This window comes from Shewanella waksmanii, from assembly GCF_043643685.1.
Classification (GTDB): Bacteria; Pseudomonadota; Gammaproteobacteria; order Enterobacterales; family Shewanellaceae; genus Shewanella; species Shewanella waksmanii_A.
In genome coordinates this window covers 624,211-636,693 of the sequence record NZ_JBHZSN010000001.1, presented here as the reverse complement: position 1 = coordinate 636,693, position 12,483 = coordinate 624,211, and the positions used below count along the sequence as shown (strand labels likewise).

The following is a 12,483-nucleotide window of genomic DNA, read 5'->3' as shown; positions in this document are numbered from 1 at the left end:
ATTGGTATAAAATCTTGATGTTTTGGTGACTCACTACACATTCAATGTCTCAGCTGGCTATTTTAATTGAAATAACACCTTAATTAAGCGATCTTATCGTCACCTACTGCCAAGATAAGATTTTAATTTGATGTCTAGCCCTTTTTTACGCCGCACTTTACTGGCACTGACACTGTTGCCACTGCCTGCCCTTGCATTTCAATCTGACACGACTCATATTTTGTTACTTGCTATCTCACTAGGTGGGTTTTGTCTATTTAACCTGTTACTAATTGGGCTATTTCATTTCACAGGACAATATCAAAGTCACGGTTTTGCTAAAGCCCACATGGCTATCAGTATTGCAGTTTCTACCATTGCGATGACCGTTGCCCTGATTTACCTTCAAGGGGTTGGCGCTATCATGCTCAACCTTGGCGTCGTTATCGTCAGCGTATCTTTAGCATTACTGCCGCTACATTTAACGAATCCAGACAAAACCAAACCCAGCTGGGGCATCGCTGCATTACTCGCTACAGCAGTACTATTGATGTTAGCCGCCCATACGCTGACGCCTATTGCGCTATTCGCCATTGCTGTCGCTCATGTGGCAGCAATCAATGCTAAACATCTTGCGCTTAAAATAGCCAGTTACCTCATCGCACTATGGGGCTATGGTTATATTGGGTATTGGCTGTATATGTTCAGCCAACATATTTAATGACAACAGATCAGCAAAATCTACCGCAGCTCCTGACAGAGATTCAACGTTGTCAGCTGTGTGCCAAGCTGCTTCCCTGTCCACCTAAACCGATTGTTCAGCTCAATCGTAATGCAAAAATACTGATTGCCGGCCAAGCACCGGGGCGCAAGGCTCACGATGCTGGCCGCCCCTTTGACGATGCCAGCGGCCGTCGCTTGAAACAATGGTTAGGGGTAATTGACGAGCAGTTTTATGATCCGAAGAACTTTGCCATTCTCCCCATGGGCTTTTGTTTTCCCGGCAGCTACCAAGCCCATGAGACAAGACATGGTGATAAGCCACCACTGCCTCTGTGCGCAGCAACATGGCGACAAGTCGTGTTAGCGCAACTGACTAACATCAAACTGACATTATTGGTTGGCAAATATGCCATTAATTGGCATTTACAAGCGCCGATGACAGTGACAGAATCAGTGAATAATTGGCAACAACTTTGGCCGAAAACTTTAGTGTTGCCGCACCCCAGTCCGCGCAATAACATTTGGCTGAAACGACATCCTGAATTTGAACGTGATGTCATACCGCAATTGAAAACTCGCGTAAAAGATTTGCTTAGCTAAACTAATAAAGACAGTAGATAAAAGGTGCAGCGATGAAACAAGACTCTAATCCAGCATTTGGTCCTTATCCTTACAACTCTATTTTAGATATGGAAATAGAAGAGATAGATTGGCTACGCTGGCAACGTCTTGTCGATACGGTTGCAGATATGTTCAATGCCCCTTCAACCTTTATTAATCAAGCTAATGTTAAAGGTATCGAGGTATTGATTGCCTCACAAACGCCACAAACCCACTACAAACCAGGTGGCTATGCAGACTTCAATACCAATGTTTATTGCCATCAAGTGGTAAAAAGCTCTGAAGAGCTCTACGTTAAAGATGCCAGTGGTGAACCGCGCTGGGCCGATAACCCTGAATATACTGAAGACAATTATGTTTCCTATTTGGGGCTGCCGATTTGCTGGCCCGACGGCTCAGTATTTGGCACCTTATGTGTGCTAGATACAGAAACCACCGACTACCCGCAAAAATACATCGATACCCTCGATTTGATTAAAGAGATCATCAACAGTGACCTAAAACATCTCTATCGAGAAAACCAACTGCTGACGCTTAGCTATACCGATCCTTTGACTCAAATTTATAATCGTCGCGGCTTTAGTGAACTGCTCACCCCAACGCAAGATTTAGCCCACAGACTAAACAAGCAGCTGATATTACTCTACTTCGACCTCGATGGTTTTAAGCAGATCAATGATGGCTTTGGTCATGATGTCGGTGACCGATTACTTAAGTATTTTGCCACCAGCTTAAAGAAAAATAGTCGCAGCTGTGATCTTGTCGCTCGCTGGGGCGGAGATGAATTTATCGTGCTGCTACATGCGGAAAATGAGCAATGTGTCGAGCTGTACACAGATAGACTCAACCAAGCATTGGCTGAATGTGATGCGGGCGTACCAAGCTTCGAATACTCGGTGGGCTACACCACCATTAAACCGGGAACAAAATCTTCGCTTGAGACCTTATTAGTCACGGCAGATCAACGCTTATTTGAAAATAAAAACAGTAAGCGCCAAGTCAGCTAATTTTGTGATCATCACAACGAAGCATACTTAAGCTATTAGGCCAACGCGGCACACCCATTTAAGCTAAATCTACTCACAACTGATGACGAGTCATTCATGTATTTTCTTGACGCTAATGTTGCCCAACAAATTGTCGATCGCACCATCAAAATCATTGGCCATAACATCAATGTAATGAACAACCAAGGGGTGATTTTAGGGTCGGGAGAAGCCACACGTATCGGCTCGATTCATGAAGGTGCCCTATTGGCCATTAGCCAAAATCGAACCGTAGAGATAGACAGTGGCAGTGCCCGTAGCTTACAAGGTGTTAAACCTGGCATGAACTTACCTTTACACCACAAAGGAGAAATCATTGGTGTGATAGGTATTACCGGTGAGCCGGAAACCTTGAGAGCTTATGGCGAGCTACTTAAGATGACCGCAGAAATGATTGTGGAACAATCTAATTCGATGGAATTAGCCCAATGGCAAAACCGCCAAAAAGAAGAGTTCATTCTGCAGCTCATCCGCCAAAAGCGCCCGGACTTTGAAAGACTTGAAGATTGGGCTGCTCGGTTAAACATTGATTTGAGTTTACCCCGCGTCGCTGCAGTGATTCGCATTGAAGAAGACACCCAACAAGACTTCGCCGACTCGCTATTAAAGCACTTGATGAACTTACTGGAAAATCCACCTCGCGGAAATTTAGTCGCGATGACATCGATGACTGAGCTGGTGATTTTAAAACCTGCATTTTTAGATGGAAAGCAATGGGATGCTACTGCCGAAAGTCATCGCATTGATCAATTACTAAAGCGTCTGCCGCTTGAGATGTCGGCAAAGTGTAAAATTGCCCTCGGCCATTATTTTACCGCCAGCGAAGATATTAATCGCTCCTATCAAACAGCCAAAGAAACCTTACGCATAGGCAGCCAAATTGAACCTAAGCAAAGCAAACACCTATATGAAGATTACTCGTTTTTAGTACTACTGGCTGGACTTAAAGACAGCTGGCGTGCAGAGCAATTACTTGCTCCTTACCAGCAGCTACTGACAGCAGATAAAAACCAACAACTTGATAAAACCCTGCGAGCCTACTTACAGCATTTTGGCGATCTTCAAGCTTGTGCACAAAGTTTATATATTCACCGTAACACCCTGCGCTATCGACTAGAGCGTATCGAACAGTTAACGGGTATCAACCTACATTCACTCGATGGTCTATTGCGATTATACGTGGGCCAAAATTTGTCTCAAACCGGCGCATAAACGCATTCTTACATTAAAACCTCTGTACTAATACCAGTCGGCATAAAAATGTGATCGCTCAGCGAGCATTTAGCACTTCTGAGACAAGGTTTTTAAATGCTCCTCAGTAACTGCTGCGTTACTCTAACTCCTATATCCCTATAGTCGTGCATTAATGACGCTCACCACATCTGACCTCCAGGGATGGAGGAAATGTCTTATGACTGTCTGCAACAGTCAAGACCATGTGGCTTGCAACGAATGATGGGCGTAGTGACTCTACGTTCAAGTTCGTTTACCCAGTATCAGAAGTGCTAAAACTCGCCCTTTGGGCGCTTTTGGGGCTGCCTAGCTCTTCGTTGAATCACTTACCAATAAAGCCACGATTACTTAAGTTATTCGGTCTCGAACTGGTTTGCCCCAAGTAGCTCTGAGGAGATCACTTCCTTATGCCGATTGGTATAAAGCACAATAAAAGCTGCTTTTTTGTCGTTCGCTACCGCATTTTTGTGCATACGCACAAAGCATTGACAGATATTAGCGGCAAATCTGTTATATAACACGAAGCCAAAGTTGTAGATTGTGTTGATAATAGCCCAAGCCTGAAATACCAATGTACTCAGCATTTAGGCATTTTGCCCTAACCGCGTTGGGTTCACTGTTCAGCAAAAAGAACAATTTAACTAAAAATACCCCTACAGGGACACCCTATGAGCTTAGTACTAATATTGCTCGCTGTGATCGCGTTCATCGTGATAGCGACATCTAAATTTAAGTTACACCCTTTCTTAACACTAATTCTTGCGTCGTTCATCGCCGCGTTTGCCTACGGACTGCCAAGTGCTGACATCGCTAAAACCATTACCACTGGGTTTGGTGGTATCTTAGGTTATATCGGTTTAGTCATTGTGCTGGGGACTATCATAGGTACCATTTTGGAAAAAAGCGGTGCCGCGATTACCATGGCCGATGTAGTGATTAAGGTGTTAGGCAAGCGCTTTCCAACCTTAACCATGTCGATTATTGGTTATATTGTGTCTATCCCGGTATTTTGTGATTCTGGTTATGTGATTCTTAACTCGCTTAAGCAATCGATGGCTAACCGTATGCAGGTCTCAAGTGTAGCCATGAGTGTTGCACTCGCTACAGGCCTATACGCAACACACACTTTTGTTCCGCCAACACCTGGCCCTATTGCGGCTGCCGGCAACTTAGGCCTAGAGTCTAATCTTGGCTTAGTTATTTTCATCGGTATCTTTGTTGCCGCCACAGCTGCACTTGCAGGGACCTTATGGGCAAACCGTTTCTCGAAAGTTGAGCCTGATGGCGAAGGAGCTGAAGAGCTCAAAAACAATGTTGAAGATTTCGAAAAGCTCAAAGCGGCTTACGGTGAATTGCCAAGCCCTAGCCGTGCATTTGCACCTATCTTCATTCCAATTTTACTGATCTGCTTGGGCTCAATCGCTAACTTCCCAACAGCGCCACTGGGTGACGGCTTCTTATTTGATACCCTTGCCTTCTTGGGACAACCAGTCAACGCCTTAATGATCGGTCTACTGCTGTCACTGTCACTGCTAAAGAGCAGCGATAAAGTCAAAGAATTTAGTGAGCGTATTAGCCAAGGCTTAGTTGTTGCTGCGCCAATCCTGTTAATCACAGGTGCAGGTGGTGCTTTTGGTGCCGTACTTAAAGCTGCCGATATTGGCACCGTCATTGGCACGTCATTGTCAGCCCTTGGTATTGGCATCTTTATGCCATTTATTGTGGCGGCAGCATTAAAATCAGCTCAAGGCTCATCAACGGTTGCTCTAGTAGCCACATCAGCACTAGTCGCGCCAATGCTTGGCGATATCGGGTTAGCGAGTGACATGGGCCGCGTACTGACAGTGATGGCTATCGGTGCGGGTGCAATGACAGTATCTCATGCCAACGACAGCTTCTTCTGGGTGGTGTCACAGTTTAGCCGCATGAGTGTTAAACAAGCCTATAAAGCACAAACCATGGCGACCCTCATTCAAGGTGTTACCGCGATGACATTGGTTTATATCCTAAGCCTTATCCTTCTTTAATCCGCAACCCTCACCGTCACATCGACGGTGGGGGTTTTTCTCGACTTTATCGCAAAGCTCTGTTAGGAACATCCAATGAAAATCGTCATTGCTCCAGATTCATATAAAGAAAGCCTCAGCGCCATGGATGTCGCTAACGAGATTGAACGCGGCTTTAAACAAGTATTTCCCGACGCCAACTATGTCAAAGTGCCTGTGGCTGATGGTGGCGAAGGCACTGTGCAATCGATGGTTGATGCAACCCAAGGCCAGTTAATTGATGTCACTGTTATAGGTCCACTCGGTGAACCCGTACAGGCACAATACGGTTTATTAGGTGACGGCATCACCGCCGTCATTGAAATGGCTTCGGCCTCGGGCCTGCACCATGTACCACCAACAATGCGCAACCCATTTATCACCACCAGTTATGGTACCGGTGAACTGATTTGTCATGCCCTTAACCGAGGCATACGCCATATCATCATCGGCCTAGGCGGCAGCGCCACCAATGACGGCGGCGCAGGTATGTTGCAAGCGCTAGGCGCTCACTTGACTGATAACCAAGGCCAACCATTAAAACCGGGAGGCGCAGCACTGGCTGATCTTGTTAATATCGATATCACCGATATGCACCCTGCTATTGCAGACTGTCACTTTGATGTGGCTTGTGATGTTGATAACCCACTTTGCGGAGACAAGGGCGCGTCAGCGATATTTGGGCCACAAAAAGGTGCGACTCCGGCAATGGTGGCACAACTTGATAGCTCACTGGCTCATTTCGCTGAGTGCATTAACACCTGTGGACTGGGCGATCATCAACATATTGCTGGTGCCGGTGCAGCGGGCGGCATGGGCTTGGCGGCTATCACCTTTCTAGGCGCACAACTCAAACCCGGTATCGACATTGTCATGCAGGCGGTATCGCTGGCAGAAAAGCTCGATGGTGCCAACTTAGTGATCACAGGTGAAGGACGTTTAGACAGCCAAACATTGCATGGTAAAACCCCAATGGGTGTGCTTCGTGAAGCGCAAGCAAAGTCGATTCCAGTCATCGCCATTGCCGGTTGTGTGAGTGAAGATGCCAATGTGCTTCTAGCACACGGGTTCAAAGCGATTTTCTCGGTCACACCAAGAAGTTTACCCTTAGAGGAAGTCCTAGCAGGTGCAAAACATAACCTGCATGCGACCGCAGTTAATGTGGCTGCTATCTACCATTTAGGACAAAGTTAGTATCGCTTTTAAGGCCAACCCGCTGCTTGTAGCTAAGGTTGGCCTACACCTTTGCAGACAAATCCATTTCACTTTTCCCCTTGATGCGATATAAAGCATAAAGTAAAGTTAGCTCCTTTTTAGACTACAAGCTCAAAATAAGAGCTTGAGTGGATTGTGTGAGAGATAAGTCTTAATGGCTGCAAAACAACAACGACAAGCAACAGCATCTGAAGAAGCGCTAATGCGGATATTCACGCTGCCTGAAGCGCCAGATTCAACCTTAGGCAAAATCGAGAAAAATATTTCCGAAAACCTAATGGGCTTTCTGAAAGAAAGTATTGTTGCTGTAGAAAAGCCATTGTCTGAAGTTGAAAAGGACTTTCAGGCCCATCAAATTCCACAGTCACCAAGTTTTGTATCAGATTATGCCGATGACATGATGCAGACTCTGGTCGCCCACAGTGTCCATACTTCGTCGCCAAGCTTTATTGGTCATATGACATCTGCGCTACCTTATTTTGTGTTGCCACTATCGAAAATGATGGTGGGACTGAATCAAAATCTGGTTAAGATCGAAACCTCTAAAGCCTTTACACCTTTAGAACGCCAAGTACTGGGAATGATGCACCATATGATTTATGGTCAAACTCCCCAGTTCTATCAAAACTGGATGCACAGCGCCAGTCACTCACTGGGGGCATTTTGTTCTGGTGGTACCATTGCTAACATCACCGCCCTATGGATTGCCCGTAACCGCATTTTAGCCGCCGATGGTGACTTTAACGGGGTGGCACAAGATGGCTTGGTAAAAGGTTTACGGCATTATGGCTACGACGATTTAGCAATTTTGGTGTCGGAGCGGGGTCACTACTCTCTCGGTAAAACCGCTGATCTGTTAGGGATCGGGCGCAGCAATATTATTCAAATACCGACCGACGAGCACAACAAAGTTGATGTTCAGCAGATGCGCGAAACCGCCAATGATCTGCAAAAACAGCGTATTAAAGTAATGGCAATTGTTGGGGTGGCGGGTACAACGGAAACTGGCAACATTGATCCGTTAGAGGCGCTTGCCGATCTCGCCGCCGAGCTCAACTGCCATTTCCACGTTGATGCTGCATGGGGCGGCGCAAGTTTACTTTCAAATAAATACCGTCATCTACTGAGTGGTATTGAGCGTGCTGACTCTATCACCATTGATGCCCACAAGCAGATGTATGTGCCCATGGGTGCCGGTATGGTGCTATTTAAAGATCCAGAATTTGCCAATGCCATCAAACACCATGCTGAGTACATTCTGCGTAAAGGCTCAAAAGATTTGGGCAGTCAGACCCTTGAAGGCTCACGTTCTGGAATGGCAATGCTTGTCCATGCTTGTTTGAACGTCGTTGGTCGTGATGGCTATGAAATACTCATCAACAACAGCCTCGAAAAAGCCCGTCGATTTGCAGATATGATCACTAAAGATGAGCACTTTGAATTGGTGACCGCGCCAGAGCTATGTTTATTAACCTATCGCTACGTGCCGCAATCGGTGCAGCAAGCCATGGCCAGGGCACGGCAACAAGGTCAACTAACACGGCTTAAACAGTTCCATGAGCTTCTAGACGGGCTGACCAAGTTCATTCAAAAGCGACAACGTGAACAAGGGACATCGTTTGTTTCAAGGACGCGGATAAACCCGGAGCCACAACGGATTATCGCTGACTTAAAATCTGTGGTTTTTAGAGTTGTGCTAGCCAATCCGCTAACCACCGATGAGATATTACAGCAGGTATTAATAGAGCAAGCGCAAATTGCGCAGCAGCCCAATCCGTTCTTATCTAAGTTGTTGCAATTAGCTGACGACTAAGGTTACTGGTGATTATCTGGCAGACTGGCCAGGTAATCACTTAACTCCTGCCCCGGCGTGAGCGCAAAATGATCATCAAGCTTATTCACTGACACAATCCTATCTACTCTAAAATTGCGAAAATCATCTCTGAGCTCACACCAAGCCAACAAGGTCCAAGTGGCTTTCCAAAAATAGATTGCAAGCGGCCGCAGCCGTCGCTGAGTCTGACTTTGCTTAGCATCCTCATAAGTGATATCAATAAAACAGCGTGCATTGGCCGCAGCGCGAAGTATGTCTAAATACTTAAAATCATCATCGTCGACAAAGTAATCAACCGCAAACATCAATGATTGATAGGCTTGTAGGCGCTGAGGTAAAACCGCTTCGACTTTTATCATCGCTTGCTTAGCAGCCTGCCCTAGCTCTTTGCCTCCCCATGTTTGCACCATACGCATCCCGACTTGAATTGCTTCAAGCTCCTGCTCGTTAAACATCAGCGGTGGTACATTCACCTCGTGGCGCAGCAAATACCCAACTCCAGCTTCGCCTTCTATAGGGATACCTGATAACGACAGATCTTGAATATCCCGATAAATGGTTCTGGTGGAGACGTATAAACGCTGGGCAAGCTGCTCTGCCGTCATCAAACGGCGGTGCTTTAATAATTGTACGATTTGAAACAGTCTATCGGCTCGACGCATAACTCCCTCAATATTCGCCATACAAAAATAGGGATTACCCAGCATTCAGCGCTTATTGCAGCAATGAAAGCTTAGTAACCCCATTTACATTCAGCTTAAACGCTAAACCCTTTATACAATACCGATATAAATATCGACCTTATCTACTGCGGTATAACACTCAAAATCAGTGACAAACGCACGCTGATACTGACAGTTTTCATCATCAAAGCGCTGCCAGATATGCTGCCATAAGCTCACCACAGTCTCAGGCATTGCGCCTTGGGCACTAAACTTTAGATAAGAGCCGTTAGCGGTAGTCAGCTTAGTGAGTCCCTCACTCTCTGACTCCCCTAGGGCTGCTCCAGCCAACACACTGTAAGCACCATGTTGATTGGATTCATAATCAAAATAGACCCCATAAACGGGTTTCCCTTTCAGTGTCCCCTTGGCATATTTAGCCATAAAACGCTGCCAAAGTGGTGCTATTTTTTGCTGCTCTGGCTGGCTTTCATGCTCATTATCGGTACGAACCACCTCACCTATAATGGACTGACTATCTAAATCAACTAACTCCATGTTCACCCCTTATTGATGTAGGTGATTACTGCTGTGCTGACCATAAGCCAACGGTATTACCTTCACTATCAACAAACAGTGCCACATAACCACATTCGCCATCATTAATCGGCATCACAGGTAGGACTATTTTAACCTCAGCCTGAACTAGCTTATCAACTAAGGGGGTTAACTGTGGGCTTAGGTGCAGGTAGACGACACTGCCTTGGCTGCTGGGTTGCATCATCGGATGTTTGATTAACCCAATACTGGCAGCTTGCGGATCCTCGGTTTCAATAATTGCCATCTGCATATCGTCATTATGTTGATATTTAAACTGCACATCAAAATGACGTTGATAAAATGCGGTTGCTCTGTCCATATCAGCAACTGGGATTTCTCCCCATACTAAAGGTGCGTGTGCTAACATACTCATCTCCTTGATTAACATTAACTTTAAGTTAGGTGTCAAACTCAGTTAAGTTGACCTAAACGAGTATAATTAGCCCCTACTGACAGCATAGTGTCAGTAGCATTGTATCTTTTATCCCTCTAGATATTTTTAAACAGCACCTCTAACCGGAAAGTCAAAATCACCTGTTCGACGCGAGGCTTGTCTACCTCTTTATGCCAGTTGTATTCTGGGGTTAATTCAAAAAACAACCACTCACGTAAAAATCGTTGTCGATAGGTCACGGCAATGCGAGCGTTATCGACATAGTGATAAGGGGTATCTACACCATAAATACTAGCGACGTAGTTCAGTGCTCGAACTGGGCTAATGTAATGATAAAGCCGCAAGCTACTGCCAAATTCCCAACCGTTGTCTCGATTTTCATACTGGGCAACACTACTCCAACGCAGTAAGTAGTTATCGTTAAAGACATGCTCAATATCAAACTCTGTCGACTCACCGGTGACTTTCTTTTTTTGATATAACTTTTGCGTGACACGGGTCGTTGTATTTTCTGACAATGGATAAGTATACGCCCAACGCGCTTCAATTTTTGGTTGAAAGTTAGCCTTGATATTAAACGTGATACGTTCACTCGAATACCAGTCATAGCGCAATCCGATATCCCTTTCGCTGTCATCATCAGAGCTCTTTAGAAAAGCAAACGGATCATCGTCGCCTTGAGAATCAATGATCAGCTTTAATTTTTTGCTCGCGCCGGGAAGGTGAAATCGAGCACTCAACTGGGTACGGTACTTAAAGCCATCGACCGCATAATAGGAAAAGTCATTGCCCCAGCGCACTTGCGTGCCAGCTCTGGCATGCTCTTCGACTCGCTCATCAAGAAAAAAGCTATCAAACCAGAGGGCTGGCTGACAAAATTTGGTGTTGAGATACTCATACGCTCTATCTATAAACTCTTGCCGCTCAATGCCGCGATCGCAAGGGTCAATGGGAACATCTGTTTCTTGCTCAGCATCTCCGCTACCTTCGGCTTTTACTTCTGAATTAGCGCTCGTGGTGACGTTTGAGGACAGTTCAGTAGTAACTTCTGCGGAGTTTTCAGGCTTTTCAGGTTGCTCGCTTAGTTGCGGCTTAGACTGAGTCGGATACTGTGGCTGGGCAAAGACCGGAAGCACTGTTACCAGCGACATCACTAAACCGGCTACAATGCCTTTTTGTCTCACTTTCACAGCAATCCCTATTCATAACAACATATCGTATCCAGTCCATGGTATCACTTGTTAGCCAAATACCTGAAATGTAAAAAGCTTCAATAGATTTGATTGCATTAAATTAGCGCGATTACTAGTGCTATTGAAAGTGCTTAGTAGTTATCAATACAGCAAAGTAGCTGTCACGACGACAAACAATACCAATCAGCATAAAGATGTGATCGCTCAGCGAGAGTTTAGCGCTTTTAATACAAGGTCATTAAATGCTCCTGCATTAATGACATTCACCACATCTGACCTCCAGGGATGGAGGAAATGTCTTATGACTGTCTGGAACAGTCAAGACCATGTGGCTTGCAACGAATGATGGGCATAGTTACGCTACGTTCAAGTTCGCTTACACAGTATCAGAAGCGCTAAAACTCGCCCGTTGGGAGCTTTTTGGGCTGCCTATTTCTTCGTTGAATAACTTCCCAATAGAACCACTATTACTTAAGTTATTCTCCTCGAACTAGTTTGCCCAAAATAGCTCTGAGTAGATCACTTTCTTATGCCGATTGGTATAAATAACGGAAATCCCCCTCATGAGTTATCTCTACTTAGCCATTGCTATTGTTTCTGAAGTATTCGCCACCATGCTGCTGCCAACCACCCAAGGCTTTGCCAAACCGCTACCTTCAATAGGTTGTGCTTTAGGTTACGCCAGTGCTTTTTATTTCTTATCCCTGGCAACACAATACATCCCAACCGCAGTCGCCTATGCGATTTGGTGTGGCGCCGGCATTGTACTCATTGCCCTCATTGGTATGTTACGCGGTAACTTGCCTAATCTTGATACCATCTTTGGCATGATCCTCATCATCATAGGTGTTGCATTGATCAACATGAATACCCAAATCGAACATTAGGGCCAATTAACCACTCAACATCATTAAACTTGTTTCTGCTAGCTCAGTAAT

The 12,483-nt window shown here is 45.4% G+C and carries 12 protein-coding genes; 8 read left to right on the top strand and 4 right to left on the bottom strand.

From position 1 onward, the window contains the following. Positions 1-130: 130 nt before the first annotated feature. From ACHUFW_RS02795 to panP, 7 genes are all read left to right on the top strand, one after another. A complete protein-coding gene (locus ACHUFW_RS02795) occupies positions 131-700 on the top strand; it encodes a hypothetical protein (RefSeq protein ID WP_394200460.1) in 570 nt (189 codons plus the stop codon). Beyond that, positions 700-1,302, top strand: a complete 603-nt coding sequence (locus tag ACHUFW_RS02790; protein ID WP_394200459.1) for a uracil-DNA glycosylase family protein — start codon at positions 700-702, stop codon at positions 1,300-1,302. Before ACHUFW_RS02795 ends, ACHUFW_RS02790 begins: the two co-directional genes overlap by 1 nt. Before the next feature lie 32 nt (positions 1,303-1,334). Next, positions 1,335-2,330: a sensor domain-containing diguanylate cyclase gene (locus tag ACHUFW_RS02785; RefSeq protein ID WP_394200458.1), complete on the top strand. Its 996-nt coding sequence runs from the start codon at positions 1,335-1,337 to the stop codon at positions 2,328-2,330. A 96-nt stretch (positions 2,331-2,426) separates the two neighbouring features. Beyond that, the gene (locus ACHUFW_RS02780) at positions 2,427-3,581 is read left to right on the top strand and encodes a sugar diacid recognition domain-containing protein (RefSeq protein WP_394200457.1); all 1,155 of its coding nucleotides are present in this window, start codon (positions 2,427-2,429) and stop codon (positions 3,579-3,581) included. 689 nt (positions 3,582-4,270) lie between these two features. Continuing rightward, complete coding sequence (locus tag ACHUFW_RS02775) at positions 4,271-5,629, top strand: GntP family permease (protein ID WP_394200456.1); 1,359 nt, start codon at positions 4,271-4,273, stop codon at positions 5,627-5,629. A gap of 75 nt (positions 5,630-5,704) precedes the next feature. After that, entirely contained in the window at positions 5,705-6,841 is a 1,137-nt protein-coding gene (locus ACHUFW_RS02770) for a glycerate kinase (protein ID WP_394200455.1), read from the top strand. Between the two features lie 175 nt (positions 6,842-7,016). Further along, positions 7,017-8,675, top strand: a complete 1,659-nt coding sequence (panP, locus tag ACHUFW_RS02765) for a pyridoxal-dependent aspartate 1-decarboxylase PanP (RefSeq protein WP_394200454.1) — start codon at positions 7,017-7,019, stop codon at positions 8,673-8,675. A 2-nt stretch (positions 8,676-8,677) separates the two neighbouring features. On the opposite strand, the gene ACHUFW_RS02760 is transcribed toward panP, so the two are convergent. From ACHUFW_RS02760 to ACHUFW_RS02745, 4 genes are all read right to left on the bottom strand, one after another. Then, a complete protein-coding gene (locus ACHUFW_RS02760; RefSeq protein ID WP_394200494.1) occupies positions 8,678-9,358 on the bottom strand; it encodes a helix-turn-helix transcriptional regulator in 681 nt (226 codons plus the stop codon). A 111-nt stretch (positions 9,359-9,469) separates the two neighbouring features. Continuing rightward, positions 9,470-9,916 carry a GyrI-like domain-containing protein gene (locus ACHUFW_RS02755; protein ID WP_394200453.1) on the bottom strand — a complete coding sequence of 149 codons (447 nt, stop codon included), beginning with the start codon at positions 9,914-9,916 and terminating at the stop codon, positions 9,470-9,472. A gap of 25 nt (positions 9,917-9,941) precedes the next feature. Continuing rightward, a complete protein-coding gene (locus ACHUFW_RS02750; RefSeq protein ID WP_394200452.1) occupies positions 9,942-10,325 on the bottom strand; it encodes a VOC family protein in 384 nt (127 codons plus the stop codon). A gap of 122 nt (positions 10,326-10,447) precedes the next feature. Further along, positions 10,448-11,542 (bottom strand): hypothetical protein, encoded by a 1,095-nt coding sequence (locus tag ACHUFW_RS02745; RefSeq protein WP_394200451.1) that lies wholly within the window; start codon positions 11,540-11,542, stop codon positions 10,448-10,450. Positions 11,543-12,108: 566 nt separating this feature from the next. On the opposite strand from ACHUFW_RS02745, the gene ACHUFW_RS02740 reads away from it, so the two are divergent. Further along, complete coding sequence (locus tag ACHUFW_RS02740) at positions 12,109-12,432, top strand: DMT family transporter (RefSeq protein WP_394200450.1); 324 nt, start codon at positions 12,109-12,111, stop codon at positions 12,430-12,432. Positions 12,433-12,483 lie beyond the last annotated feature (51 nt).